This is a genomic window from Stenotrophomonas sp. YJH_SMC_53 (genome assembly GCF_059369995.1).
Genome location: NZ_JCAFTF010000016.1, coordinates 21,352 through 47,262, shown reverse-complemented (window position 1 = coordinate 47,262; position 25,911 = coordinate 21,352). Strand labels below are relative to the sequence as shown.

Sequence of the window (25,911 nt, the reverse complement as noted above, 5' to 3'; positions counted from 1 at the left end):
AAAGCCCTTTCGCGCATGACTTGGATTTCCTGAGACATTCCATTCACTCATCTCTATCGACGTCGGCGTCCCTTCTTCCGCCTACGCCTTTCCGCGAGTCCTTTTCCGTGCCAAACCACAACGGAAACAAAAATGAACATCACTCCCGCAACAATCCAGGAAAAGCCCATCAATTTGTTATAGACCGACTGGCCGAACAAACGGATCAAGGCGCTATACAGACCACAGTTCGCTCGGCAAGGCCCTGTCCCAATCAATGCATCGTCCATGACTGCAACGCCATAGACGACCATCAATAGACCCACAAGAAAGCCGAATATCCGCAGGACCACCACTTATCTGCGCCCCTTCCAATTGATTAACGTGTCGCGCACTACCTCAATGATATCGGCAGACTCGACCTCGGGCCTTGATAGAAGTGGCGGATACGGATTTGTATAGTAGACGCTCGCACAAGAGCAGCCGCGCGCATGAACCTGCGCCACAGTTGGATCAGACGGAAATCCGCCCACCATTACGTCGCCACTGGTACAGCGGTCCTGAGATGCCCTGCAAATTTCAACGGCACAATACTGGGTGTAGTCATGCTCACTCACAAGACTTGCCGCGTTCTCCAATGACCCCACGTCCTCAGGCGAAAGCCCCCGTGAATAGATGGGCGAGGAGAGTGAGTTCGATTGAACCGCTCTTACTTGCGCACGAAGCGCCTGCCTTCTCTGTGCTGAGTTCCCGCCCCCATGTCTATTCATGTTCGGCGGGGCTCCGCCTCTCAGCCCCAGTGGGTCCACTAGTGACATCGGATCTCCTTCGACATAGGAAAACGTTGACAACCCACCCCATAGTCCAATGGGATCACTCTGCAGATATCGTCCCGTTTCAGAATCATAGTCGCGGCGGTAGTTGTAGAAGAGTCCATTTGCATCCGTGGTCTGTTGCCCAGGAAAGCGCAGCGCCAGTTCGAACGCCACACCATCGCCATCCGGATCAGCACTCGGAATCTGGTTGCCGAACACCTCGCTCTTGTTGCTCCACTCCCAGACCGCCACATCACGCGCCGGGTCGATCACCACGCGCGGCGTGCCCAGATGATCCGGCTGGACGTAGGCTAGGTCCGGCACGCCGGTAGCCGGCATGCTGATCAGCGCCACCGGATAGTTTTCCAGCCAGATGGCTTGCTGCTGTGCCTGGCCCGTGGCCGAATAGTTGCCCAGCCACTTCCCCGCTTCGTCATACAGGGTGATCTGAGCAGCGCCACCGGCTGGGGTGCGCAGCACGCGCTCACCGCGATGGTTATAACCGTAGCTTTCCAGTACGGCATCGTCCTGCTTCACCGCATTCATGCGGTTGGCATCGTTGTAGGTGAACATCTTGCTGCCGATGCTGGTGGTGTTACCCGCTGCGTCATGGCTACGTGCCTCGCCATCCACCGCGGTCAACCGGTGGCTGGTTGCTGGATAGGTGTAGCTGGCGGTGCCTGCCGAGGTGGTCAGCGCGGTCCGATTACCGGTGGCGTCATAGGCATAGGTTTCAATCGGCGTGCCGGTTGCACCATCCCGGGTCTGAGTCAGGCGGCCCAGCGCATCGTATCCATATCGCGCCAGCGTGGTCGTCCCGGTGCCGTCCTTGACTTCAACAATATTCCCATCCGCGTCGTAGCCGAATCCGATGGACAAGCCTCCGGGCGCCGCGTCATACACACGGGTCGGACGGTAATCGGCATCCAACTCCCGAAGCAGATGGCGGCCGTTACCGTACGCCCAACCCGTCATCGGGCCAAACGGTGCGTACGTGATGTTGGTAACGACCACCTTCCGAGCCTGCCCTGGAAGCGTCAGTCCTACCTCACTGGCACGGCCCAGACTGTCGTAGGCATAGTCGGTGATACTGCCATCCGGATAGGTCAACCGCTCCAGCCTCCCCGCCTTGGTGTAGGAGTAGCGCAGAGTCAAACCAACCCCATCGACCGTCTGTACCTTGCGTACCAACTGACCGAAACGGTCATAGCAGTATGCCGTACTGCCACCCGCATGCAGCACCTGACCCACGCGCCCCTCGCCGAAGCGCTCACCAGCCGGGCAAACCGCAGGGGCAGCATCATAGGCGTAGACCACATCAAGATTCGGGTCCGCATAAGTGATGCTCTTGAGGCGATTGATCACATCGTAGCTGTAGGACGCTTTCACACCACGCGCATCAGTGCGCGTGGTGCGGTTGCCCATGGCATCCACCGTAAAGGCATCAGTGCCAGTATCCGGGCTGAGCTGGCCTTGAGGAGTGCCAAATCCATCGTATACGTACCGTGTCGCAAGCCCCTTGGGATCGACGACCTGCTCTACCTGCCCGTTGGCGGAATAGGCATAGCGGACTTCGGCATTGATCCCACCCGCGTCTTGAATCTGCACTTTGGGGCGATCTGCACCATCGTAGGTACTCATTGAGATGACACCCAGCGGACTCTCGGTCTCCAGCACGTTGCCATTGGCATCATGACGGAAGAGGAAAGGCTGTCCGTCAGCACCCGCCTGTCGGGTCATCTGGCTATGGGTGTCGAACTGACGATCCCCGAACCGCTTCAACGCACCACTACTGTCCCGGACCTCTTCGCGGATACGGTTGCCTGCAGCATCCAAGGTATACGAAACACGATTGCCAGCGGCATCCTCGATGGCCACCAGTCGATCGGCCGTGTCATAGACCATGCGAACCCACACACCATCTGGCCCGGTGACACGAGTCCGCTTGCCAGTAGAGCTGTACTCGTAAAGGCTGATGCGATCATTGGCCGGCACATCGCCCTTGAGCGTCTCCGTCAGAACGCGCCCCATCGAATCGAACAACCGCTCGACTACGGAACCATCGATGCCACGGATCTGAACCGGGTTACCGAGCGCGTCATACTCCAGCAACTCGGTGCGCTGACCCAACGCATTGACGATTGCCCGCAGGTCGCCCTTGCGATGGGAACATGCGCCCCCTGCGTCACAGCCCGGATCATTTGCGCCGAAGTACTCAAACTGCGTGACATTGCCCGCCGGATCCTTGATCGAGCGCTGAAGGCCCACGAGGGGGCATAGCATTGCATTGGCGGCCACATCTGCATCCGTGCAATACGCACGTGCCGTCTGCCGGACATTGCCAGGCGCAACGGGTAGGGAGCCACACACGTAATCCGTGCTCTGCGTTGCATCGTACTGGCATGAATAGAGAGCACGCCCCGCTGTATCCAGCACTTCTCTATCAAGCGAAACGAGCTGTTCATCGCCAGCGTTCTTCTGGCTCACACGTTGTTCAATCACCCTGTTGCCCGAATCACGGACCGTCCGCGTCACCCGCCCCAATGATTCCTCTGTCGTCGTCAGCACCTGCGAAACCGGGCCGCTGCTGGAGTCGGCGTAGGCGTACGAAGTGCGATTCCCCAGCGCGTCCTGCGTATAGGAGGGGCGGCCATATGGCGTGAAACCGAACGACTTGCTCCCCTTGGAATCTGTGGTTTGGGTGATCTGCCGGAACTTCTCACCGCCAATGAAGTTCTGACGTACCTCACCCAAGCTGTTCACGGTCGTCGCCGAGCCATCATTGTTGTAGCTGATGGTGATGGCATCCACAGACTGCCCCGCCGACCAGAGATGGCTCCCCGTGACCTTGGCCTTCTCGTTGTACGAGAACGTTGCGTAACGCGCGCCGCCTTCGACGATGCCAGTCAACAGGTTACGCCCCGCCGCCGGGGCGAGCCCAGGCTCCGCGTACAGATATTGTCGAGAGGTGCCATCGGGCCTCACGACCCTTGTGAGGTTATCGAAGTCATCGTAGGTGTATGAAGCCGCTGAGCCGTCGGGGAGCGTAATTGAGATCAGCCTGCCACGTTCGTAGGCGAAGACCAGCGACCGGCCCAACCCATCAACGGCTCGATGCAGCCTGCCATTCACATCGTAGCTGAGCGACACTCCGTTCTTTGGATCCGGGTCGCCGATCGCAATCAAACGCCCCTGCGCGGTGAAGCGCCGCGTTGAACCTGACTCCTCAACGAGCTCGAATTCACCGCCAGGGAGCTTCTTGAGCGTTTCCGCAGAAGCGCGCTCACCACGTCCGGATGAGTAGGCTTCCAGATAGCCTCGCTCCGTGAAGCGTCCCTCCCCATAGGAGGACGTGAATGAACCCATATAGGAATGCGACCAGTTGGTACCCACATCTGGCGAAATTTGAATCTGCCCCAGCGAGTGATAGGAGCGAACGAAGTCCTTCCCGGCAAACTGGAAGTCCACCTCAAATCGCGCCTTATCACCCGTTGCAGGAAAACAGGGATTGCAGTTGCCTGGAGTCGACTCAGTCTGAGTGACGTTGTAGATGTAGATGGATTCATGTGCATCAACGGCCCGGCATACATTTGGCCAATCAATGAGCGTTGAATTCGGATTGTACTGAGGATGCCCACCATCGATGACCCGATAGCCAACTGGACAGTCAAAGTACTGAAATCTCCCGATACTGTTCTTCCTCTGATCAGGCACTCCAGTACCCCAGCCAGGACAGTAGACCTCATAGTGCAGTTCACGCGGGCTGGCGAGAGAGTAAAAAACTGCAGTCCCGTAGCCGTAGTGGGACGTTATGCTCGAGTACGGTTGCAGGTGTTCGCCTGACACTCCACGACTGACATGCGTACACTCCGGGAACAGTGACTGCATATATGCCATATAGCCACTGACCATCTCGTCTTCACTCTTGCAGTGGCTTTTTCCATGCCCTGCGGCGGCAGCTTGGCAGTAGCCCAGCTCTGGGCCGTCATTGCCCAGACCATAGCCAGGCTCGTACCAAACTTCAGGCTGCCGATCAGGTGCTTGGTAGAGAATTCTAAGCACATCACCAGTGGCGGGAGACCAACTGTCCCGAATGGTCCTTTCTTTGCGAAGTGCACTTCCGTACCGCGACTTCGACCGCATCAGAGACTCCGCTGCACCAATGTTGTCGAAGCAGCTCCCCTGATAACAGTATCTGGTTTCGGAAGGCGGCGTCTGCGCAAATGCGGCCCCGACAAACAGCATTACGCCAAAGCAGACGAAACTGCACAACGAAAAATAGAATCTGAACATATGCTCCAATCCCTGGACTAAAAAGGCCTACAGAAATACTGAATTCGTGCGATTGAGCTGGCCGCAGTGCAACTTGCGTCCCAACTGCTACCTCGGCCCCAGATGCCGACGGCCTTTCTGGACGTAGCAAGAGCGTAACGCGTCCGGAGGCCGTTCCCCCAACTTATACGTACCAGATCTCAACCGCCCAGCCCAGCCGCGCGCAGCGCTTGGCACTGGCCGATGATCTGGTGGTCAACGATGGACATCCCGAGGACCTGCAGGCGCAGGTGGAACAGCTGCATGAGCGCTATCTCGGGTTGGCTGGGAGCTGAGGCCGGGTTGCCGGCCAGCGGCCGGCACTACCGAACAGCATCCACGCATGGCGTGGATCTACCCGGCGCCAGCGCGGAACTGCTGCAGAGCCAAGCCCATGCTCGGCTGCGATCATCAAGCCGAGCATGGGCTCGGCTCTACAAAGCGTTCTGCATCCACGCATTGCGTGGACCTACTCCAGCTGCAGGCGGGCATAGCGGGCCAGTTCTCGTGCGCCAAGCAGCAATCCATCTACGACATCCGGGCTGAGCTGCTGTTGGGCACCGCCCTGTTCGCGGGCCGCCTCGGCGGCGTGCAGCACCTGCATGAGTGCATTCAAGCCGGCCAGGGTGCGGCTGAGGCCGGCCATGGTGGCCGCCTGTGCCGGGCTGAGGCCCTGTGCTTCCAATCGCCGCCCGTCGGCTGCATCGCGACCGTCCATGCGGGCCAGCAACGCAGGCAGCAGATCCTTGGGATCATCGAGCAGGACTTCGATGCGCTCGGCGACGTCGGCCGGCAGCAGGTCGGCGGCTTCGCCGATCAGGGCGTGCAGCTGGGGGAACAAGGGGCGTGCGGACATGGTGAATCTCCTCGCAGACGGCAGGCCACCCGCTGATGCAAGGTGGCGGACGGTGCGGGTTGGCGTACCGGAGACCCAACAACTCAAGCGCGAGGAAAAAGACTCCAGCGGATTCTGATGAATCCCCACGCACCATCCGCCGAAACAAGGCAGCCGATGCATTTTCCGTGATGAGCCGCAGCACACCCGGAGCGCTTGAGTTGAAGGTTTTTTTCAGGACGCCAATCCCGGCCAGGGCACCTGCCCCGGCCGACCCATCTGGCCATCACGTAGCGCTGTGATCTGTAAGGAAATTCTCAAGCCGCAGTTGAGGGTACGAATGCGTGCATGCGGACACGCACGTGGCGTGGCGGCGATCACGGTGATGTCGTGTTGGGCTTCTGGCCCATCACGACTGCAAAGCTAATTTGATGGCACAAGCGACACAGGGCGCAACACGAACCCGGTGTAGAGCCGAGCCAATGCTCGGCTCCGGGAAGCCACCGCAGCCGAGCGCGGGCTCGGCTCTACAAACGTGGAGCACCCACCAGAGTAAAGCCCCTTACAACGGCTTCGGCGAGAACGTCAGGGTGGCGATCACGCCGCGCTCGCCACCGGGGCGCACGCTCACCTGCCAGCCATACAGATCGCACAGGCGGCTGACGATCGACAGGCCGATGCCGCCGCCCTGCGAATGGCCGGCATGCGTGCCGCGATAGCCGCGCTGGAACAGCTTGGCGGCATCCTCTTCGCTCAGCCCCGGTCCGCTGTCGGTCACCGACACTGAATTGCTGCCGACAAAGACGCGCACTTCGCCATCCTGCGAGTACTTCACCGCGTTGCCGATCAGGTTGCCCAGCGCCACCGACAACGCGGCTTCCGGCGCATCGATCACCAGGTTGCGCTCGCCTTCCAGTGCCAGTTCCAAGGGCTTGCCGCCCAGCTGTGCACGGTGGGCGTCCAGCAGCTGTTCGGCTACGCGGGCGACGTTACTGGTGCCCTGCCCGCGTTCGTTGCGCGACAGCAGCAGCAGTGCGCCGATCAGGTCGCTGCACTGCTGTTCGGCGCGCTGGATGCGCTGCAGACGCTGCAGCACCTTCTCATCCAGGCCGGGCCGGGTCAGCAGCAGCTCGGTGGCGCCACGGATCACCGCCAGCGGCGTGCGCAGCTCGTGGCTGACGTCGGCATTGAACTCACGGTCGCGCTGCACCACTTCGGTCAGCCGCGACGAATAATCATCCAGCGCCTGCGCCAGCTGCCCCACTTCGTCATCGGGGAAACGTGGCGCCAGCGGCTCGGGCTCGCTCGTGCCGCCGCGATAGGCACGCAGCCGCGCGGCCAGGTCCGAAACCGGCTTCATCACCTTCGAGGCCGACCACCAGCCCAGCACCAGCGACAACAGGCTGAACACCAGCACCGACAGTACCAGCGCGCGGTTGAGCTGCTGCCCGCCGCGCACGCTGTCGGTCATGTCGTAGGCCAGAAATGCCCAGGCGTCGGGCGTCTTGCGCACGGCCAGCTTGTACGAATAGCGCTGGCCGCGCTCATCCACGCCGCCCATGTTGTACAGGCCATCCTTGAACTCGTACCAGTCTGGCTCTTCCTCGCGCAGCGCCTCGAACTTGTCAGGCTTGATCAGGCGCGCACGCATCTGCTGCACGGGCAGGTCGGGGTTGCGATCCGGGCTCTCGTAGAACCGCCGCACGTACTCGTTGATGTTGCGGTTCATCACGTCTTCCACCAGCTGGTTTTCCACGCGCATGCGGGCCCAGTTGGTGGCGAACGCGAACAGTGTCGTCAGGCAGAAGCCCAACAACACGAACGAGACGATGATGCGGCTGCGCAGGCGCCGCCGATACGGCGAACGCCGGCGCTCCCCCTTGGTTGCCACGGAATCAGGCTTCCGGGGTAGCGATGCGGTATCCGATGCCATGGCGGGTCTGGATCAGCGGCACTTCAAACGGCTTGTCGACCACCGCACGCAGGCCGTGGATGTGGACACGCAGCGAATCCGAATCGGGCAGCTCTTCGCCCCAGACGCGGGTCTCCAGTTCCTGGCGGGTAACCACGGCCGGCGCGGCCTCCATCAGGGCCTGCAGAATCTTCAGCGCGGTCGGGTTGAGCTGCAGCAGCTTGCCCTGGCGACGCACTTCCAGCGTGTCCAGGTTGTATTCCAGATCGCCGGTTTCCAGCACGCGGGTCTGCACGCCCTTGCCGCGGCGCGACAAAGCGTTCAAGCGCACTTCCACTTCCTGCAGCGCGAACGGCTTGATCAGGTAGTCGTCGGCGCCGGAATCGAAACCGGCCAGCTTGTTGTCCAGCGAGTCGCGGGCGGTCAGCATCAGCACCGGGGTCTGCTTGCGCGCTTCGTTGCGCAGCTTGCGGCAGACTTCAATGCCGTCCATGCCCGGCAGGTTCAGGTCCAGAACGATGGCGTCGAACTCGTGGACCACCGCCAGGTGCAGGCCGGTCACGCCGTCGGCGGCGAAGTCCACGGTGTGGCCACGATCCTCAAGGTAGTCGCCAAGGTTGGCGGCGATGTCGCTGTTGTCTTCGATTACGAGAATGCGCACTGGGACCTCTGGTTCTTGAAGGGTCGTCGGGGGGCCAGGCCCACCTGCTCAGGATGCCCCTGTGCGGGTGGACGCGACGTCTACCTGCTGAACGATACAGGTTCCATTCTTAACATTTCGTACCGGAGGGAGGACACCGGCAAACGCCCCCGGGGCGAGCGCTCAGCGGCTGATGCGCTGCTGGTCGGTCAGCGCCCGGCGGCTCTCTTCCTGGGCTTTGCGACGCTGGGCCACGGTCAGGCAGACGCTGGTCGGCATGTTGCTGCCGGTCAGGCGCTCGCGGCGGCAGATCATGCGGCTGTCGGCCTGGGCGCGGGTCATGATGGTGTTGACGATCTCCTGCTCGTTGAACAGGTCGTTGCGCTCCTGCGGGGCCAGCTCATCCACCTTCTCGCGGCCATTCATCTTGATCCGGATCCGGTTCAGCGCCTGCTGCACGCGGCTCTTGTCCTCCAGCCCGATCTCGCTGTAGTCCTCGCTGCCCATGGCCGTTTCAACGCGGCGGATCTGTTCGGATACCGGGGTGAAGGAATCCATCTGCACGGTGTCCTTCTGCGCCTTGGCCTGCACGGTGGCCACCAGGCCGAGCGACAGCATCAGGGCGAGCGTAGTGATGCGGTACATGACGAGCTCCATGTTCGTCCATGAATAGGGTCTCGACTTTACGGTTCCGCCGATGCGTCCACAAGGGACGCACGGCAGGGTGACCGATGGCGGCCTGCGACCGGTCCAACCACGGTTACGGCTTGTAGTTGTTGAAACGCTGGTTGTCGTTGAGGGCCTTGCGGCTGTCTTCCTGCGCCTTGCGGCGCTGGGCCACGGTCAGGCAGACGCTCTGCGGCATGTTGCTGCCGGTGGTGCGCTCGCGGCGGCAGACCATGCGGCTGTCGGCATGGGCGCGGGTCATGATCGTGTTGATCACTTCCTGGTCGTTGAAGATCTCGGTGCGGTCCTGCGGGCTCAACTGCTCTACCCGTTCGTGGTCGCCCATCTTGATCTTGATACGGCCCAGCGCCTGCTGCACACGGCTTTTGTCTTCCAGCCCGATCTCGCTGTAGTCCTCGGTGTTGATCGCCGTCTCAACGTTGCGGATCTGTTCGGCCACCGGTGCGTTGGCGTCGAACTTCACCTGCCCTTTCTCGGGCTTGGCGTGCGCGGTGGTGGCCAGTGCCAGGCCCAGCATCAGGGCGAAGGGGGTCATGCGCTGCATTGTTACCTCCAGGTTCTTCCATGAGTGGAACACCGACCCTGCGGTGCCACCGATACGCCGTTACGGCACCCCGGTGGACCGAAAGGCGGTGCGGTCAACGCCCGGCGGGCGGTGGGCTGAGCGTGTTGTAGCTGCGCTGGTCGTTGATCAGCGCCTTGCCTTTCTCTTCGATCCGGCGCCGTTCGGCCACGGTCAGGCAGCGGCTCCTGGGCATGTTGCTGCCGGTGGTGCGTTCGTACCTGCAGATCTGCCGGCTGTCGTCATGGCCACGCGCCATCAGGGTGTTGATGCGTTCCTGCTCGTTGAAGACCTCGGCCTGCAACTGCGGCGGCAGCTCCTGCACGGTCTGGCGTTCGCCCATGTGCTGGCGGATACGCGACAGCGCCTGCTGCACCTGGCCGCGATCCTCGGCAGACAGTTCGGCATAGTCGGGGGCAGCCAGCGCGGTTTCCACCTGGCGCATCTGCTCGGCGACCGACCCCTGCCGGTCCATCTGTACAGCGACTTTCTCCGGCTTGGCGGCAACAGCGCCAGACAGGCCCAGCAGCAACGCGATCGTCATGATGCGGTACATCGCCAACCTCCCGATCCATCCCGGAACGAAGGGCCAACTCTACGACCGTCACGCGGCCTCCACAAGAGACCTTGGGCACAGAGCCGACAGGCATAAAAAAGGCCCAGGCGGTGCACCCGCCTGGGCCTGAAGTCGTATCCCGATACCGATCCTGCTGAGAGGCAGAGCTGCGGTTCGCTGAAGCCTACGCCGGGGCCGATTAAAGCCTCGTTAAAGCCCCGGATCATTTACCCATGAGAATCACAACCCCATGAATAATCAAGGCTTTTTGATCTTCTCTACGTGTTCGATGATGCGTGTGGCCACGTCCACACCGCAGGCCGCTTCGATGCCCTCCAGCCCCGGCGTGGAGTTGACCTCCAGCACCAGCGGGCCGCGCGCGGAGCGGATCAGGTCCACGCCGCACACCGACAGGCCCAGCGCCTTGGCCGAACGCACCGCCACCTGCTGCTCGGCGCGACTGGCCTTGGCCGCCACGGCGGTGCCGCCAGCGTGCAGGTTGGAGCGGAAGTCACCCTCCGGTGCCTGCCGCTGCATCGACGCCACCACCTGGTCGCCCACCACGAAGCAGCGCAGGTCGGCGCCCTTGGCCTCGCCGATGAATTCCTGCATCAGGAAGTTGGCGTACAGGCCGCGCAGCGCTTCGACAATGCCGCGCGAGGCACTGGCCTTTTCGGTCAGGATCACGCCGCGACCCTGGGTGCCTTCATTGAGCTTCACCACATGCGGCGGCGGGCCGAGCATGGACAGCAGATCGACGGTGTCATCGGGGTTGTCGCCGAACACGGTAACCGGCATGTCGATGCCCTTGGCCGCCAGCAGCTGGTGCGCGCGCAGCTTGTCGCGCGAACGCAGGATGGCATCGGACGGATTGGGCGTGCGTGCGCCCATCAGTTCGAACTGGCGCAGCACGGCGGTGCCGTAGCGGGTGATCGAGGCACCGATGCGCGGAATGACCATGTCCACGCCGGTCATCGGCCGGCCCTTGTAGTGCATGGAAAAGCCATCGGCGGCGATGCGCATGTAACAGCGCAACGGGTCGAGGATGCGCACGGTATGGCCGCGCGCGCGCGCCGCCTCGACCAGCCGACGGGTGGAATACAGGGAGCTGTTGCGGGACAGGATGGCGAGCTTCATCGCGGAGGGATCGGTCGGCAGGCGCGCAGCATAGCGCGGGCGTGTGGCGGGCGGATGATGCCCGTCGTCGACGATCTCGAGCGTTGTGGATGAAGCTTCAGCTGTCCCGATCAGCACTGAGCTGGAAGCCACGGGCCGCTTCGCCCAGCGCCGCCACGCAGGCCATCTGCAGGGCAGAATTGCTGAACGCCTGCTGGTAGATCTGCTCGAGCAGTTCCGCGGCCTTGGGACCACCGGCACGCCCCAGCGCGCGCACGGCTTCAAGCTGCTTGTTCGAGCCGACGCCGGCGGAAAGAAAGATCCGATGGATGCGCTCGACGACGTCGTTCCGGCAATTCATGGAAGGCAGCTCCTTGTCAGTATCCGCTCACGCTAGTCGGTCAGTGCCGGCCTGCCCATGGGAAAAGTTTGAAGCGTTACGCGCCATCTCGGCAGCACCGCTTCCGCTTCGGCTGCCAGGGAGCGGGGATGTTCTGGTCAGGAAAAGCCCGTAGTACCTGCACACAGTCACCATCAGGGACACCTGCTGGGCGCCGAGGCCCGGGGCCGGCGCGCTCGCGGCGTAGTAAGGCACCCGCGGGAATGGCTGACGTAGCGCTGCAGGCCGAACGCCCGCGCCACATGCGCCGCCATCGAATCCCGGCTGGACTCAGACGCTTGATCAGCGGGCGCTTTGGCAATGTTCGGGCACCGCAGGCCCGAACAGTCTGTCCGCACCTCGGTTGGAGATATCCACCGCATGCCGGGCCCTCTCACGCATATCCGACTGGTACTGCGCCAGCGCACTCGGAATGGAGAGCGCGCCACTATCGGCTTTCAGCATCAGCTCGGCCAGAGCGGCCGCGTCGGCGAGTGCAGTGTTTGCACCCAACCCACCTGCTGGCGTCATCGCGTGGACAGCATCGCCCAGCAGCGTTGCCGGCCCAACGGGCCATGGCACGTCAGGACGTCCACTGCGGATCGGGAGCATCGCGGTGTCCGCGACCTTGCTCTGCTGCAGGATTTCCCGAAGATCGGGGTGCCAATCATCGGTCGCAGCCACTATCGCCTTGCGGATGTGATCCGGATCCGACCGATGATCCGACGCGACCCCGAAGCGGTGAGCTGGCCCGATCAGGCACCAATAGAGGTAGTCAGGTGTCGGCGTGACGCTGCAGCCGAGGTGAGCGCACGCATGCTCCAGGAAGTGCCGGTCAAACTGCATCTGATCGAAGATGGCGGCGAATCCGTCTGCAAAGACGATAGTGGTTCCTTCGAGACGTGAAGGGTTGCCGCCCAACCGGTCCAGATCTACTTTCCCGTAAATGCAGACTGCGCCGGTATCCACCGGCTGCGCATCCGGCGCCAGCTGGGAGCGGACCCGAGAATTGACACCGTCCGCACCTACCAGCACGTCACATGTCGACGCAGGACCACCGGACCGGAAACGCACTTCGGCCCTGCCATCGCTGGTCAATGCGTAGCGATCGAATGCGCGGTCGAAATGGACACGGTCTTCGATCCCGCACATCAGGATCTCGCGCAGAGTGCGTCGATTGACGCTTACGTCCCCGCCCCCCTGTGCACCATCGTCCTTGCTGTCGGTCGAGCGCCAGCTATCGGGCTTGCGGCCCGGGGCAGGCAACAAACCTGGCGTGAGAAAGCGGCCTGATGTCGCCGTTGTCGAAACGGTTCCGCGGAAGAGATCGTACAGTTCTGGGGGGAGCGTTCGCGCCAGGGCCCGTTGACCTTCGGCGTCGATCCGGATGCGATAGCCCTGTGGCCGCGAGTTGAGCGTCCTGTCCGCCTCGAACACGTCGAATGCAACCCCGCCGCGCTTCAGCGCCTGCGCCAGCGCCAAGCCACCCAGCCCGGCGCCGATGATGCTCACATGGATTCTGCTCACGGATTCTCCTGATAGTGGCCCCTCGGTTGCAGCTCGATGCCAGAGCCACGAGGTGATGGCTGAAGGGTTGCACGCGCGCCGCATAGCCAAGTAACGTCATTCGGACCACATATAGTGAAATGCGGCCAGCATGAGCAATGACGCTACACGCGGCACGGAAGACTTCAGTGAGATGCCTGACGGCCCGCTTCTTGTTGGTCTCAGGGGAGACGACAGCCCGGCGCATGAGTTCCGGCTGGGGACGCGCGAATACGACTGGCACCAGCATGTGCGTGGCCAGTTGTTCTGTGTTGAAACCGGGTTGATCCAGGTCAATACACCGCGGGGCTCCTGGCTTCTTCCTCCCTATCGCGCAGGGTGGATACCACCCGGTGTGCGTCATGAGGTTCGCGTGAGTGGCGCGCTGAGTGGCTGGACATTGCTGATGGCGCCCTCGTTCTGCAGCAACCTCCCTGCAACACCCTGCGTTGTCGCAATCAGTGACGTGCTGCGGGCACTGGCGCAGAGGACCACGGAATGGGACAAGCGCGCTTCGTTGACGCCTGAGCAGGAGCGCATCGCCACAGTCATACAAGACGAAATCCGTCGGGCTCCGCACGAGTCCTTGCATGTGCCGATGCCCAGGGACCCCCGCCTTCTTCGCGTGGCCCGCGCTGTCCTGCGGGATCCGGGAAATTCCCGTACCCTCGAGGCGTGGGCATCGTCCGGGGCAATGTCATCGCGCACCCTGCGCCGCTTGACGCTTGCTGAGACCGGATTGAGTTTCGGCCAGTGGCGGCAACAGGTGAAGCTGATGCACGGTCTGGAGATGCTAGCGCGGGGCGTCCCGGTGGCGGAGATTTCGGATGTTCTTGGCTATTCTTCGCCGAGCAACTTCATTGCGATGTTCCGCAGAGCCTTTGGCGATTCTCCGGCGCGCTACTTCTCCAGCAGAAATCAGCATGGCGCCTTCCGCTGACGGTATACGACCCACTGCATAAACGGGTCGTGCCCGGCATGCAATGGGACCATGCGCTTCAGGAAGAGTGCTGACGTCAGTACCGACGTCACGGCTGCCGACGCTCCAAGGCGTGGCGTGATTGGAGCGGGCGATGGGAATCGAACCCACGTCAGTAGCTTGGGAAGCTACAGCTCTACCATTGAGCTACGCCCGCAGCGCGGATGAAAGTCTATGCGGAGGGACCGGTACAGCGCAATGGTGGCCACCGTATCCGCGAGGGGGCAGAGCCCTTTCCTCGCGGAAAGGGCTCCGACCCCGGCGATTGCTGCTTAGAACGTGCCGCTGAAGTTGGCGAACAGGGTGGCGTCCTGCGCACGCTTCTGGCCGGTCGACGCGCTCAGGCCGAAGTTGCTCTGCAGCCCGAACAGTTCGGTGCGGGCACCCAGCACGACGGTGGCGTAGTTCTTGTCGAACTTCAGGCCCGGCACGCGGTAGCTGCCCAGTTCCGGCAGGGTCTGCAGCCAGGCGCTGGCCTGATTGGTGTCCTCGAACTCGTGGTCGTAGGTCACCTGCGCGTACGGCTTGAGGGTGCCGCCATCGAAGCGGGCCTGCCAGCCGATGCGGCCGACGGTCGAATCGACGTTCTGGCGCTCATAGCCCAGTGCGGTTGCCAGCGTGCCGGCCGCGGCGCTTTCGGTGTAACCGTCGATCTTCACCTTCTGCCAGATCACCGAAGCGATCGGGCCGTGACGGAAGCCGCCTTCGGTGCCGAACTCGTAACCGGCGTTCAGGGCGGCGGTCAGGTTGCTGCCGTCCGGCGAACCACCATGCTCACGGGTGGCCGGGCCCAGCTGGACCTTGCGGTTCACGTCATAGGACAGCCAGGTGTAGCTGACCTGACCGTTCACCCAGATGCGGTCGCCGTACCAGCCAGCGAACAGACCGGCCGAGGTGTCCTTCTGGGTGAAGTCGCCGCGGTTGTTGCCGAAGTCGGCGTTGAGGCGACCGAAACCGGCGAAGCCGCCGAACACCATGCCGTCGCGTGCCCAGTCGATACCGAACAGGCCGGCCGGGGCCAGCCCGTCGTACAGGTCGGCGTGGTCGTAGCGCTGCAGGTCACCCCGCACGCCTCCCCACCAGGACAGGCCGTCAGCCGGACGGCCGCCCAGGTGCATGCTGACCTGGTCGGCGCGCGAGCGGCCGATGGTCTGCGCCGAGTGACTCAGCACCTGCTGCAGGCGCGGCGCTTCCAGCACCGACACGGCGTACTGGCCCAGCAGCTGATGGCCGGCGGTGGTCGGGTGCACGCCATCGGCGAACAGGTAGGTGTTGGCCGCATCCGGGCTGACGTAGCTGGTCGGGTTGCAGGTCAGGATGCTCTGCGTCGAGTTGGCCGGGTCGATCTTGCAGGCGGTGCTGGTGACGTTGGTGAAACCGTACATGCCCGGGTTGGCGGTCACTTCACGCAGGATGCTGAAGGTATCGAGCGGAATGAACTCGATGCCCGCCTGCTTCAGGCCACCGTACAGGGCCTTGTTGTAGCCGGCCGACAGTGCGGTGGCGGCGGCGGCATTGGGGCCGCGGAACTGTGGGGTGATGCCCACATCCGGCAGGTTCGGTACCAGCACGTACTGGGCGCCGGCCTGCTTCAGCGCACCCACCAGCGCGATCTGGTCGGTGACCGCTGCGCCGATGATGCCCTGCACCTGGGCCTGCGACGCGCCACCTGCCGCCGCGCGGGTGGCCGCGAACAGATCATTGGCGCCTCCCCATACGGTGTACAGGGCGTTGCCGTCAGCCTTGCCACCGTTCGCGGCAAGGTAGCGGGTTGCTTGCGACTTCAGCGACGGAATCACGCCCAGGCCACCGGCCTCGTCCACCGACACGCGGGCACCGCCGACTGCATAGTTGTCACCGCTCTGGCCGTTGCCGTTGGCGGCGCCATTGAGGCCATAGTAGTTGGCGACCTGCTGCGACCACACCCAACCCGGGTTGGTGGTGAACTGGCCGGTCACCGGACGCACATCGGCCGGCAGCAGCGGGCGGAAATAGCCGGCATCGGTCAGGCTGTCGCCGAAGAACACGGCCTTGGAATACGGGGATTCGCCTGCCATGGCCGGAACCGCGGCCAGCGCGATCGCGGCCGCCATCAGGGAGCGGATCGGGCGTTTGCTGAGCAGCATGTAAGAAACTCCTGTGGGGATATCGTTGAGGACCCGGCGGACGTACGCCGGCGCACGGTGAATGGTTTCACTGCGCCGCGTTTTGCTCACGCTGCGCCGCCGCATGGATTGTCGCCCGGCAGCGTCGGACAACGCTGTGCCGGGGCTGGCGGCCGAGGCAATTTGCAAGGGTTCCGATCCGCGCAGGCCGTAGGCGACAATGCGGCGATGAACATCCAGCTCAACGGCGAACCCCGTACCCTGCCCGCCTCGGCGACCCTCCACGATCTGCTGCAGGCCGAGCAGTTGCTGCAACGCCGGGTCGCGGTCGAGGTCAACGGCGAAATCGTCAGCCGCAGCCGCCATGGCGAGCACGTCCTGGCCGAGGGCGACGTGGTGGAGATCGTGCACGCGCTGGGTGGGGGCTGAGGCTGCGCGGGTGTTCAGGGGTCAGATCCCTTTGCCACCGGCAAAGGGATCTGACCCCACGCTCGACCCCGCCCTCTACGTGACCCCATCTTCAGGCGGATAAGCGATAATCGCGCCATGAACGTTCATGTCTCCCCCGATTCGCTGGTGATCGCCGGCAAGACCTATGGCTCGCGGCTGCTGACCGGCACCGGCAAGTTCAAGGACCTGGAAGAAACCCGCCTGGCGACCGAGGCCGCTGGTGCCCAGATCGTCACCGTGGCCATCCGCCGCACCAACATCGGGCAGAACCCGGGCGAGCCGAACCTGCTGGACGTGCTGCCGCCGGAGCGCTTCACCATCCTGCCCAACACCGCCGGCTGCTACACCGCCGAGGACGCGGTGCGTACGTGCCGCCTGGCCCGTGAACTGCTGGACGGCCACAACCTGACGAAGCTGGAAGTGCTCGGCGACCAGAAGACCCTGTACCCGGACGTGATGCAGACCCTGAAGGCCGCCGAGCAGCTGGTCAAGGACGGTTTCGAGGTGATGGTCTATACCTCCGACGACCCGATCCTGGCCAAGCGCCTGGAAGAGATCGGCTGCGCTGCGGTGATGCCGCTGGCCGCGCCGATCGGTTCGGGCCTGGGCATCCAGAACAAGTACAACCTGCTGCAGATCATCGAAGACGCCAAGGTGCCGATCATCGTTGATGCCGGCGTGGGTACCGCGTCGGACGCGGCGATCGCGATGGAGCTGGGCTGCGACGGCGTGCTGATGAACACCGCCATTGCCGGTGCGCGCAGCCCGGTGCTGATGGCCAGCGCGATGCGCAAGGCGGTCGAGGCCGGCCGCGAGGCCTTCCTGGCCGGGCGCATCCCGCGCAAGCGCTACGCCAGCGCCTCCTCGCCGGTGGACGGGCTGATCGGCTGATGACCAATCCTTTTGACAGCGCCGGTTCCAAGGCCCCGCCCAAGCCCTTCACCGTGAGCGAGGGCCGACGCGAGGTGCGCAGCTTCGTATTGCGCCAAGGCCGCTTCACTCCCGCCCAGCAGCGCGCGTTCGACGAACGCTGGCCGCGCTTCGGCATCGATTACAACGGCCAGCCGCGCGACCTGGACGCCACCTTCGGCCGCCCGGCACACAAGGTGCTGGAAATCGGCTTCGGCAACGGTGCCGCGCTGCGCTTCGCGGCCCAGCACGACCCATCGCGCGACTACATCGGCATCGAGGTGCACGCCCCGGGCGTGGGCCGGCTGCTGAACGCGCTGGCCGAGGACAATGCCGACCACGTGCGCCTGTACCACCACGACGCGGTGGAAGTGCTGCAGAACGAGATCGCCGACGGCGCACTCGATGAAGTGCGCATCTACTTCCCGGACCCGTGGCACAAGAAGCGCCACAACAAGCGCCGCCTGCTGCAGCCGGCATTCGCCGAACTGCTGGTGCGCAAGCTGCGCCCGGGGGGCCGCCTGCACTGCGCGACCGACTGGGAAGACTACGCCGAGCAGATGTGGGACGTGCTCGACGCAACCGCCGGGCTGGTCAACCGCGCCGGCCCGCGGGGCAGCGTGCCGCGCCCGGACTGGCGCCCGCAGACGCACTTCGAGACCCGCGGCCAGAAGCTGGGCCACGGCGTCTGGGACCTGCTGTACGACCGCACCTGACGATCGCCTGAGGACGCCGCGCCCCACATGGATACCGCGCTGACGCTGACCAACGACATGAAGCTCGTGCTCGGGCTGGTCGGCTTCACGATGGCGATGTTCCTGTTCGAGCGCATCCGCGCCGACGTAGTCGCGCTGGTGGTGCTGGTGGTGCTCGGTGTCACCGGGCTGATCGCGCCGGAGGAGATCTTCGGCGGTTTCTCCGGTAACGCGGTGATGAGCATCATCGCCACCACCATCCTCGGTGCGGGCCTGGACCGCACCGGGGCGCTGAACCGGCTGGCGGCCTGGCTGCTGCGGCGCGGCCACGGTGTCGAGCAACGGCTGCTGATGATGACCACCGCCATCGCCGGCCTGAACTCCTCCTTCATGCAGAACCCGTCGGTGATGGCGTTGTATCTGCCGGTTGCCTCACGACTGGCAGCGCGCACCGGGCTGACGATGCAGCGCCTGCTGCTGCCGATCTCGGCGGCGATCGTGATGGGCGGTGCGCTGACCATGGTCGGCAATTCGCCGCTGATCCTGCTGAACGATCTGCTGGCCTCGGCCAACAACAACCTTCCCTCCGGCCTGGCCACCATCGAGCCGCTGCGCATGTTCGCGCCGCTGCCGATCGGTGTGGCGTTGCTGATCGCTTCGTTGCTGTACTTCCGCTACTACGGCGACCGCAAGCTGATCGAAGAGGAAAGCCTGGTCAATGACGGGGTCACCCCGGCGCGCACCGAGAGCTACTTCGCCAAGACCTATGGCATCGAAGGCGATGTGTTCGAGCTGGTGGTGACCGCCGAGAGCCCGCTGGTGGGCATGACCCTGGGCGAGGCCGAGACCCTGCACGATGCGCCGCTGCTGCTGGCCCTGAAGACCGGCAACGACACCCGCCTGGCACCGCCGGCGGAGATGCGCATCTGGGTCGGCAGCGTGCTCGGTGCGATGGGACCGCGCCAGCAGATCAGCGACTTCGCGCAGAACCAGTTCCTGCGCATGTCCTCGCGCCTGAAGCACCTGGGTGACCTGTTCAACCCCAGCCGCGCCGGCATTTCCGAGGCAGTGGTGCCACCGACCTCGAACGTGATCGGCAAGAGTGCGGCCGATCTGCGACTTCGCAAGGAGCGCGGCATCAGCCTGCTGGCGATCAACCGCGACAAGCAGGTGATCCGCGAGGACGTGCGCGACGTGCAGCTGCGCGCCGGCGACATGCTGGTGTTCCACAGCATCTGGACCGACCTGGCGCAGGCCGCGCGCAGCCGCGACTTCGTGGTGGTGACCGACTATCCGACCGGCGAGCAGCGCCCGCACAAGTTCAAGATTGCGATGGCGATCTTCGCGCTGACCATCCTGATCGCGCTGACCAGCAAGCTGCCGGTGGCGCTGACGCTGATGACCGGCGTGGCCGGCATGCTGCTGACCGGCGTGCTGCGCATGGACGAGGCGTATGCCTCGATCAACTGGAAGACGGTGTTCATGATGGCCGGGCTGATTCCGCTCGGCTGGGCGATGGACTCCAGCGGTGCGGCCGCGTGGGTGGCCGGCCATACCATCGACAAGCTGCCGACCGGCATTCCGGTGTGGGTGCTGGAGGTGGCGCTGGCGCTGCTGACCACGGCGTTCTCGCTGGTGATCAGCCATGTGGGTGCGACCATCGTGATGGTGCCGATCGCGGTGAACCTGGCACTGGCGGCGGGGGGCAACCCGACCGCGTTCGCGCTGATCGTGGCGCTGTCGGCGTCCAACAACCTGATGACGGCCTCCAACCCGGTGATCTCGATGATCACTGGCCCGGCCAACTACACCCCGCGCGAGATGTGGCGGGTCGGCGGCCCGCTGTCGCTGATCTATACCTGCGTGGTGGTGCTGATGATCAACCTGATGTTCTGAGGTTGGGGGCTGTTTGCAGGGCTGCGCCCTGCACCTGCAGAAGCCAAAGCAACGGCAACAGCGTGCATTCCGTGGGATGGCGGGGTGGGTCCGGTTGCGGGGGACGCCGTGAACCCGTCCATGGGGGCTTGGCCGCGGCATCCATGCCGCGGACACCCCCGCAACCGGACCCACCCCGCCTTCGACAGATTTCTGCCATCTGCCGGAACGGCATTCTGTGCTGCTGGTGGGTGTCGACCTTGGTCGACACGGTGGATCCACGCCATGCGTGGATGCCTTTGTAGAGTCGAGCCGTGCTCGACTGCTTCCGGCCTCAGGCCAGGTAGACCAGCCCGTCGCGTACGTCCACCGGCACCGTACGCAGGCGGTCACCCTTGCACGGGCCGGCGATGCAGTCGCCGCTGTCCAGCGTGAACGAGGCGCCATGCGCGGCGCATACCAGGTGGCCCTCACGGCTCTTCAGGAACTGGCCTGGGGCCCAGTCCAGGCGGCGGCCAGCGTGCGGGCAGATGTTCAGGAACGCGCGCACCTGCGCGCCGTCGCGGTACAGCACCAGCGATTCGGCATCGCCATCGACCACCGCTTCGACCTCGGCAAACGCGCCATCGGCAATGGCATCAAGGGCGATCAGGGCAGCAACGATAGTCATGGCGAAGGCTCGGACGGTAAACCGGAATTGTCGCATGCCTGCTCAGGTGACTGGCTGCGACATGAACACAAGTCATTGATCCGTAATAAGCACAGGCTATATTTAACGAGTTTTTCACTCAATGACAGTGGCGCGTCCCGATACTCTGTTTTCGCTGATCCCAGCCTATCGAGCCGCCATGTTCAATCGCGCATCCGCCTTCAACCAGTTCCGCACCCTGTTCGCGCCGCGTAAGCCGCGTCATCCGCTGGTGCGCGTCGCCGTGGGCCTGCTTGGCCTGGCGATCCTGGCGGCGATGGTGTTCATCGGTGTGTTCGTTGGCGCGGCGATGATCCTGGTCGGCCTGGCGTGGAAGCTGCTGGCTTCGCGCAAGCCGGGCGTTGTGCGTCCGGTTGACCCGACCGTGGTTGAAGGCGAGTACCGCGTGGTGCGCAAGCCGGTGTTGCCGGCCTCGCGCTGATCCAGGCCTTCCGCGCCCGCTGACGGCGGGCGCCATGCGTTCTAGACTGCGGGCACGCCCTTCCTGGATGCCCGCATGTCCGATGTCTCCGATGTGATCCCTGCCGTAGCCCTGCCGCGTGTACCGGTAGCCGGTGGCGGCAGCTTCCCCGTGCACCGCATCTACTGCGTCGGCCGCAATTTCGCCGACCACGCCCGCGAAATGGGCGCGGCGGTGCCGGCGGCCGATGACCGCGGCCGCCCGATGTTCTTCAGCAAGCCGGCCGATGCGATCGTGGTCGGCCACGACGATGCCATCCCCTACCCGCCGGCGACCGCCAACCTGCACCACGAAGTGGAACTGGTGGTGGCGATCGGGCGCGATGCGCCCACCGGCGAGCTGGCCGTGGCCGACGCCGATGCGCTGGTCTATGGCTACGCCGTCGGCCTGGACCTGACCCGCCGCGACCTGCAGGCCGCAGCCAAGGACAAGGGCCACCCATGGGACGCAGCCAAGGGCTTCGACGCCTCCGCGCCGATCAGCGAAATCGTCCACGCCGAGGAAGTCGGCGACCTGGCCGCGCTGAACCTGTCGCTGGAGGTCAACGGCGAAGTGCGCCAGCAGGCACTGCTCGACCAGATGATCTGGAACGTGCCGGAGATCCTGCATGAGCTGTCCAAGCTGTGGCAGCTGCGTGCCGGCGACCTGGTGTTCATGGGCACCCCATCCGGGGTGGCTGCGTTGAAGCCCGGCGACCGCTTCAGTGCCCGCCTTGAAAACGTGGCCGAGCGCCACGGCGTGATCGCCGGCTGACATCACCTGCGCTACCCTGCGCGCTGTCCACTTCCCCACCGGAGAAAAACAACAATGGGAATGCTCACCGAGTTCAAGGAATTCGCCATGCGCGGCAACGTCATCGACCTCGCCGTCGGTGTGGTGATCGGCGCAGCCTTCGGCAAGATCGTGACGGCGCTGGTCGAGAAGATCATCATGCCGCCGCTGGGCTACCTGATCGGGCGCGTGGATTTCTCCAGCCTGGCCTGGACGTTGTCGCCAGCCCGGCTCGGACCGGATGGCAAGGAGATCCCGGCGGTGGTGGTTGGCTACGGCGACTTCATCAACACCGTCATCCAGTTCGTGATCGTGGCTTTCGCGATCTTCATCGTGGTCAAGGCGATCAACCGACTGTCGCGGAAGAAGGAAGCTGCCCCGGCGGCGCCGGCCGAAGAAGTGGTGCTGCTGCGCGAGATCCGCGACAGCCTGAAGAAATAAGGTGTCGGGCGCCTATGGGCGCCCCTCCCACCTGTAGAGCCGAGCCCACGCTCGGCTGATCTGCAAAAGGCAGCCGAGCATTGGCTCGGCTCTACAGAAGCAGGCGAAAGCCCCGCCCTGGCGGGGCTTTCGCTTTGCCGGTCATGGCGGAAAACAGCGTTCGCGCCAGCCATGACCTCCCGCCCATGCGCCGGGCTGAACGACTGTTAAGCTCCAAGGCTTAGGTCCCTTCCCGGAGTTGTCCATGCGTCGCCGCCTCCTTGCCATCGCATCCTCCCTCGCCCTGCTGGCCGGCCCAGCCTTCGCGGCGCCGCGCACCACCACCCTGCCCCCGGCGTCGCTGGCCACCGCCGCGCAGCTGCGCGACCAGGCATTGGCCGATGACACCGGCTGGAAGGTCGTCGAATCGCTGACCACCGAGATCGGCCCGCGCATCGCCGGCAGCGAGGCCGACGCCCGCGCCGTGGCCTGGGCCGAAGCCAAGTTCAAGGCGCTCGGTTTCGACAAGGTCTGGAAAGAGCCGGTGACCTTCCCGAAGTGGGAGCGCCGCAGCGAACATGCTGCTGTGACCGGCAGGAACCCGCAGCCGCTGCAGATCACGGCACTGGGCGGCAGCCCGGGCGGCACCGTGGAAGCTGAAGTGGTGCGCTTCGCCGACCTGGCCGCGCTGCAGGCGGCACCGGCCGGTTCGCTGAAGGGCAAGATCGCCTTCGTCGACTACCAGATGCTGCCGTTCCGCGATGGCCGCGACTACGGCCGCGGCGGTGCGATCCGCAGCAAGGGGCCGTCCGAAGCGATCCGCAAGGGCGCGGTCGGCTTCCTGATGCGCTCGGCCGGTACCGACTCGCACCGCGTGCCGCACACCGGCATCACCCGCTTCGACGATGGCCTCACCCCGGTGCCGTCGGCGGCGCTGTCGGTGCCCGATGCCGACCAGCTGGCCCGCCTGCTGGCCCGTGGCAGCACCACGGTGAAGGTGGCACTGGATTGCGGTTGGGACGGCACCGCCACCTCCTACAATGTGATCGGCGAGATCACCGGCCGCAGCCTGCCGAAGGAAGTGGTGGTGATCGGTGGTCACCTGGATTCGTGGGACCTGGGCACCGGCGCGGTGGATGACGGCGCGGGCGTGGGCATCACCATGGCCGCAGGCCACCTGATCGGCCAGCTAAAGCAGGCGCCGAAGCGCACCATCCGCGTGATCGCCTTCGCCAACGAAGAACAGGGCCTGTACGGCGGCAAGGCCTATGCCGAGGCACACGCCAAGGACGTGGCCCTGCACCAGCTGGCCGCCGAGAGCGACTTCGGTGCCGGCCGCATCTATGCCTTCAACACCGGTTCGCCGAACCCGGAAGGCTCGCGCGAGGCAACAAAGCAGATTGCCGAAGTGATGAAGCCGCTGGGCATCGAGTACCAGGCCGACAAGGGTGGCCCGGGCCCAGACGTCGGCCCGCTGGCCGCCAAGGGCGGTGCGTGGGCGTGGCTGGCGCAGGATGGCTCGGACTACTTCCACCTGCACCACACCGCCGACGACACGCTGGACAAGATCGACCCGAAGGCACTGGCGCAGAACGTGGCCGCGTACACCGTGTTCGCGTACCTGGCGGCGGAAGCCGACGGCAGCTTCGGCAGCGAGGCCAAGGCGACCACGCCGCCGAACGAATGATGCGGTGACACAGGGGGGTCAGAGCCCTCGCCCTTGGCGAGGGCTCTGACCCCTGATCGTATTAGCTCTCCCAGACCCGGGTGTTACTTACCCCGATCGCCTGCGGCCTGAACAGCGGATCACGCTGCTTGCGCTTCTGCGCTTCGTAATCGCGCAGTGCGGCCAGGGCAGGCCCTTGCAGCAGCAGGATGGCGATGATGTTCAACCAGCTCATCAGGCCGACGCCGATGTCGCCGAGCGACCAGGCCACCGTTGCACTGTTCACCGCCGAGTACCCGGTCGCCGCCAGGAACAGCAGCTGGAAACTGCCCATCACCCACGGCGTCGGCCGATCGCGGCACAGATAGCTGACATTGGTCTCGGCCATGTAGTACAGCGCCAGGATGGTGGTGAACGCGAACGGCAGCATCGCCAGCGCTACGAACGAACGGCCGAAGCCCGGCAGCGCGGATTCCACCGCATGCTGCACGAAGCGTGGCCCGGCTTCGACGCCCGGCAGATTGCCCAGCAGCAGGCGCGCCTCATCCGGAATGCCGTTCACCGCCGGGTTGTAGACGTTGTACAGGCCGGTGGACAGGATCAGGAAGGCGGTCGCACTGCACACCACCATCGTGTCGATGTAGACCGAGAACGACTGCACCAGGCCCTGCTTGACCGGATGCGAAACCTCCGCGGCGGCGGCCGGGTGCGCGCCACTGCCCATGCCGGCCTCGTTGGACAGCACGCCACGGCGTACGCCCCACTGGATGGCAGTACCGATCATTGCGCCGAACGCCGCATCCACGCCGAATGCACTGCGCAGCACCAGCATGATCACCTCCGGCACCTTGTCCGCGTTGAGCACCATCACCAGCGCCGCGACCAGCAGATAGGCCACCGCCATCAGCGGCACCATCCATTCGGCCACGCGCGCGATGCGCCGCACACCGCCAATGAGGATGACACCCAGCACCACCAGCAGAACCGCGGTGGTGGTCATCGTCGGCACGTCCCAGGCTTCGTTCACTGCGCTGGTGATCGCATTGGACTGGGTGCCGGCCAGCATCGCGCCCGCCAGCACCGCCACCAGTGCGAACAGCACGGCATACCAGCGTTGGCCGAGGCCATTTTCGATGTAGTACGCCGGGCCGCCCCGGTACTGCCCCTTGCCGTCGCGGTCCTTGTAGATCTGCGCGAGCGTGGATTCGATGAAGGCACTGGATGCGCCGAGGAAGGCAACGATCCACATCCAGAAGATCGCACCGGGGCCACCGAAGGCGATGGCCATGGCGACGCCCGCGATGTTGCCGACACCCACGCGGCTGGACAGCGAAAGGGACAACGCCTGGAACGGTGAGACGCCGGCATCGGAACGCTCATGCCGGAACATCAGGCGCAGCATGTCCGGCAATGCACGCAGCTGGATGAAGCGTGTGCGCACGCTGAAGTACAGGCCGGTAAGCAGGCACAGCACCACCAGGTAGGGGCTCCAGACGACGCCCAGAATCGTGTTGACGATCGATTCGATGTTCATC

General features: G+C 64.3%; 22 protein-coding genes, 1 tRNA gene and 1 pseudogene. 10 read left to right on the top strand and 14 right to left on the bottom strand.

The features are described 5' to 3' along the window. Nucleotides 1-335 precede the first annotated feature (335 nt). The gene (locus AC5P7X_RS19080; RefSeq protein WP_495215264.1) at nt 336-4,706 is read right to left on the bottom strand and encodes an RHS repeat-associated core domain-containing protein; all 4,371 of its coding nucleotides are present in this window, start codon (nt 4,704-4,706) and stop codon (nt 336-338) included. Nucleotides 4,707-5,272: 566 nt separating this feature from the next. Between AC5P7X_RS19080 and AC5P7X_RS19075 the strand changes: the two are divergent. Beyond that, nucleotides 5,273-5,401 (top strand): annotated as a pseudogene (locus AC5P7X_RS19075) (dephospho-CoA kinase); the annotation flags it as partial. Nucleotides 5,402-5,574: 173 nt separating this feature from the next. Here AC5P7X_RS19075 and AC5P7X_RS19070 read toward each other — a convergent pair. The 9 genes from AC5P7X_RS19070 to AC5P7X_RS19030 all read right to left on the bottom strand — a co-directional run bounded on the left by AC5P7X_RS19070 (nt 5,575) and on the right by AC5P7X_RS19030 (nt 13,319). Beyond that, nucleotides 5,575-5,961, bottom strand: coding sequence for a hypothetical protein (locus AC5P7X_RS19070; protein ID WP_329843349.1), 387 nt, complete (start codon nt 5,959-5,961; stop codon nt 5,575-5,577). Between the two features lie 541 nt (nt 5,962-6,502). Continuing rightward, on the bottom strand, nt 6,503-7,873 hold the full coding sequence (locus AC5P7X_RS19065) for a sensor histidine kinase (RefSeq protein WP_053499207.1): 1,371 nt from the start codon (nt 7,871-7,873) through the stop codon (nt 6,503-6,505). Continuing rightward, entirely contained in the window at nt 7,836-8,513 is a 678-nt protein-coding gene (locus AC5P7X_RS19060; protein ID WP_005410804.1) for a response regulator transcription factor, read from the bottom strand. The genes AC5P7X_RS19065 and AC5P7X_RS19060 overlap by 38 nt, the downstream gene beginning before the upstream one ends. 162 nt (nt 8,514-8,675) lie before the next feature. Further along, nucleotides 8,676-9,137 (bottom strand): hypothetical protein, encoded by a 462-nt coding sequence (locus AC5P7X_RS19055; protein ID WP_329843347.1) that lies wholly within the window; start codon nt 9,135-9,137, stop codon nt 8,676-8,678. Between the two features lie 115 nt (nt 9,138-9,252). Beyond that, a complete protein-coding gene (locus AC5P7X_RS19050) occupies nt 9,253-9,723 on the bottom strand; it encodes a hypothetical protein (RefSeq protein ID WP_005418647.1) in 471 nt (156 codons plus the stop codon). A gap of 94 nt (nt 9,724-9,817) precedes the next feature. Continuing rightward, entirely contained in the window at nt 9,818-10,297 is a 480-nt protein-coding gene (locus AC5P7X_RS19045; protein WP_005418649.1) for a hypothetical protein, read from the bottom strand. Between the two features lie 258 nt (nt 10,298-10,555). After that, a complete protein-coding gene (rimK, locus tag AC5P7X_RS19040; RefSeq protein ID WP_005418651.1) occupies nt 10,556-11,434 on the bottom strand; it encodes a 30S ribosomal protein S6--L-glutamate ligase in 879 nt (292 codons plus the stop codon). 97 nt (nt 11,435-11,531) lie between these two features. Further along, nucleotides 11,532-11,774 (bottom strand): hypothetical protein, encoded by a 243-nt coding sequence (locus AC5P7X_RS19035; RefSeq protein WP_495215262.1) that lies wholly within the window; start codon nt 11,772-11,774, stop codon nt 11,532-11,534. A 321-nt stretch (nt 11,775-12,095) separates the two neighbouring features. Beyond that, nucleotides 12,096-13,319, bottom strand: coding sequence for an FAD-dependent oxidoreductase (locus AC5P7X_RS19030; RefSeq protein ID WP_329843344.1), 1,224 nt, complete (start codon nt 13,317-13,319; stop codon nt 12,096-12,098). Nucleotides 13,320-13,449: 130 nt separating this feature from the next. Here AC5P7X_RS19030 and AC5P7X_RS19025 point away from each other — a divergent pair, with 130 nt between their 5' ends. Next, nucleotides 13,450-14,277, top strand: coding sequence for an AraC family transcriptional regulator (locus AC5P7X_RS19025; protein WP_329843343.1), 828 nt, complete (start codon nt 13,450-13,452; stop codon nt 14,275-14,277). A gap of 122 nt (nt 14,278-14,399) precedes the next feature. Here AC5P7X_RS19025 and AC5P7X_RS19020 read toward each other — a convergent pair. Both AC5P7X_RS19020 and AC5P7X_RS19015 read right to left on the bottom strand, forming a co-directional pair. Further along, nucleotides 14,400-14,473, bottom strand: a tRNA-Gly gene (locus AC5P7X_RS19020). Nucleotides 14,474-14,588: 115 nt separating this feature from the next. Further along, nucleotides 14,589-16,442, bottom strand: a complete 1,854-nt coding sequence (locus AC5P7X_RS19015) for an autotransporter outer membrane beta-barrel domain-containing protein (RefSeq protein ID WP_329843341.1) — start codon at nt 16,440-16,442, stop codon at nt 14,589-14,591. A 207-nt stretch (nt 16,443-16,649) separates the two neighbouring features. Here AC5P7X_RS19015 and thiS point away from each other — a divergent pair, with 207 nt between their 5' ends. The 4 genes from thiS to AC5P7X_RS18995 all read left to right on the top strand — a co-directional run bounded on the left by thiS (nt 16,650) and on the right by AC5P7X_RS18995 (nt 20,371). Next, nucleotides 16,650-16,850 (top strand): sulfur carrier protein ThiS, encoded by a 201-nt coding sequence (gene thiS / locus AC5P7X_RS19010; protein WP_005418796.1) that lies wholly within the window; start codon nt 16,650-16,652, stop codon nt 16,848-16,850. Between the two features lie 117 nt (nt 16,851-16,967). After that, complete coding sequence (locus AC5P7X_RS19005; protein WP_005418798.1) at nt 16,968-17,762, top strand: thiazole synthase; 795 nt, start codon at nt 16,968-16,970, stop codon at nt 17,760-17,762. Then, entirely contained in the window at nt 17,762-18,496 is a 735-nt protein-coding gene (gene trmB, locus AC5P7X_RS19000; protein WP_053501092.1) for a tRNA (guanosine(46)-N7)-methyltransferase TrmB, read from the top strand. Before AC5P7X_RS19005 ends, trmB begins: the two co-directional genes overlap by 1 nt. A 27-nt stretch (nt 18,497-18,523) precedes the next feature. Then, nucleotides 18,524-20,371 carry an SLC13 family permease gene (locus tag AC5P7X_RS18995; RefSeq protein ID WP_005418803.1) on the top strand — a complete coding sequence of 616 codons (1,848 nt, stop codon included), beginning with the start codon at nt 18,524-18,526 and terminating at the stop codon, nt 20,369-20,371. Nucleotides 20,372-20,684: 313 nt separating this feature from the next. Here AC5P7X_RS18995 and AC5P7X_RS18990 read toward each other — a convergent pair whose 3' ends face one another. After that, on the bottom strand, nt 20,685-21,020 hold the full coding sequence (locus tag AC5P7X_RS18990) for a Rieske (2Fe-2S) protein (RefSeq protein WP_053501270.1): 336 nt from the start codon (nt 21,018-21,020) through the stop codon (nt 20,685-20,687). A 178-nt stretch (nt 21,021-21,198) separates the two neighbouring features. Between AC5P7X_RS18990 and AC5P7X_RS18985 the strand changes: the two genes are divergently transcribed. From AC5P7X_RS18985 to AC5P7X_RS18970, 4 genes are all read left to right on the top strand, one after another. After that, entirely contained in the window at nt 21,199-21,480 is a 282-nt protein-coding gene (locus AC5P7X_RS18985; protein WP_065179501.1) for a hypothetical protein, read from the top strand. A 75-nt stretch (nt 21,481-21,555) separates the two neighbouring features. Then, nucleotides 21,556-22,272, top strand: coding sequence for a fumarylacetoacetate hydrolase family protein (locus AC5P7X_RS18980; protein WP_005418807.1), 717 nt, complete (start codon nt 21,556-21,558; stop codon nt 22,270-22,272). A 54-nt stretch (nt 22,273-22,326) separates the two neighbouring features. Continuing rightward, entirely contained in the window at nt 22,327-22,731 is a 405-nt protein-coding gene (gene mscL, locus AC5P7X_RS18975; protein ID WP_005418809.1) for a large-conductance mechanosensitive channel protein MscL, read from the top strand. Nucleotides 22,732-22,975: 244 nt separating this feature from the next. Beyond that, entirely contained in the window at nt 22,976-24,397 is a 1,422-nt protein-coding gene (locus tag AC5P7X_RS18970) for a M28 family peptidase (RefSeq protein WP_329843337.1), read from the top strand. A 61-nt stretch (nt 24,398-24,458) separates the two neighbouring features. Here the strand turns inward: AC5P7X_RS18970 and AC5P7X_RS18965 are convergent, their stop codons facing one another. Further along, entirely contained in the window at nt 24,459-25,910 is a 1,452-nt protein-coding gene (locus tag AC5P7X_RS18965; RefSeq protein ID WP_346608106.1) for an alanine/glycine:cation symporter family protein, read from the bottom strand. Between the last annotated feature and the right edge of the window lies 1 nt (nt 25,911).

What these genes read in the sequence shown, in the direction of transcription:
- AC5P7X_RS18970 (WP_329843337.1), top strand. Translation starts at nt 22,976, where the DNA reads ATGCGTCGCCGCCTCCTTGCCATCGCATCCTCCCTCGCCCTGCTGGCC.
- trmB (WP_053501092.1), top strand. Translation starts at nt 17,762, where the DNA reads ATGACCAATCCTTTTGACAGCGCCGGTTCCAAGGCCCCGCCCAAGCCC.
- AC5P7X_RS19050 (WP_005418647.1), bottom strand. Translation starts at nt 9,723, where the DNA reads ATGCAGCGCATGACCCCCTTCGCCCTGATGCTGGGCCTGGCACTGGCC.
- AC5P7X_RS18985 (WP_065179501.1), top strand. Translation starts at nt 21,199, where the DNA reads ATGTTCAATCGCGCATCCGCCTTCAACCAGTTCCGCACCCTGTTCGCG.
- AC5P7X_RS19045 (WP_005418649.1), bottom strand. Translation starts at nt 10,297, where the DNA reads ATGTACCGCATCATGACGATCGCGTTGCTGCTGGGCCTGTCTGGCGCT.
- AC5P7X_RS19035 (WP_495215262.1), bottom strand. Translation starts at nt 11,774, where the DNA reads ATGAATTGCCGGAACGACGTCGTCGAGCGCATCCATCGGATCTTTCTT.
- AC5P7X_RS19065 (WP_053499207.1), bottom strand. Translation starts at nt 7,873, where the DNA reads ATGGCATCGGATACCGCATCGCTACCCCGGAAGCCTGATTCCGTGGCA.
- AC5P7X_RS19070 (WP_329843349.1), bottom strand. Translation starts at nt 5,961, where the DNA reads ATGTCCGCACGCCCCTTGTTCCCCCAGCTGCACGCCCTGATCGGCGAA.
- AC5P7X_RS18990 (WP_053501270.1), bottom strand. Translation starts at nt 21,020, where the DNA reads ATGACTATCGTTGCTGCCCTGATCGCCCTTGATGCCATTGCCGATGGC.
- thiS (WP_005418796.1), top strand. Translation starts at nt 16,650, where the DNA reads ATGAACATCCAGCTCAACGGCGAACCCCGTACCCTGCCCGCCTCGGCG.
- AC5P7X_RS18980 (WP_005418807.1), top strand. Translation starts at nt 21,556, where the DNA reads ATGTCCGATGTCTCCGATGTGATCCCTGCCGTAGCCCTGCCGCGTGTA.
- rimK (WP_005418651.1), bottom strand. Translation starts at nt 11,434, where the DNA reads ATGAAGCTCGCCATCCTGTCCCGCAACAGCTCCCTGTATTCCACCCGT.
- AC5P7X_RS19025 (WP_329843343.1), top strand. Translation starts at nt 13,450, where the DNA reads ATGAGCAATGACGCTACACGCGGCACGGAAGACTTCAGTGAGATGCCT.
- AC5P7X_RS18995 (WP_005418803.1), top strand. Translation starts at nt 18,524, where the DNA reads ATGGATACCGCGCTGACGCTGACCAACGACATGAAGCTCGTGCTCGGG.
- AC5P7X_RS19055 (WP_329843347.1), bottom strand. Translation starts at nt 9,137, where the DNA reads ATGTACCGCATCACTACGCTCGCCCTGATGCTGTCGCTCGGCCTGGTG.
- AC5P7X_RS18965 (WP_346608106.1), bottom strand. Translation starts at nt 25,910, where the DNA reads ATGAACATCGAATCGATCGTCAACACGATTCTGGGCGTCGTCTGGAGC.
- mscL (WP_005418809.1), top strand. Translation starts at nt 22,327, where the DNA reads ATGGGAATGCTCACCGAGTTCAAGGAATTCGCCATGCGCGGCAACGTC.
- AC5P7X_RS19015 (WP_329843341.1), bottom strand. Translation starts at nt 16,442, where the DNA reads ATGCTGCTCAGCAAACGCCCGATCCGCTCCCTGATGGCGGCCGCGATC.
- AC5P7X_RS19005 (WP_005418798.1), top strand. Translation starts at nt 16,968, where the DNA reads ATGAACGTTCATGTCTCCCCCGATTCGCTGGTGATCGCCGGCAAGACC.
- AC5P7X_RS19080 (WP_495215264.1), bottom strand. Translation starts at nt 4,706, where the DNA reads ATGGTCAGTGGCTATATGGCATATATGCAGTCACTGTTCCCGGAGTGT.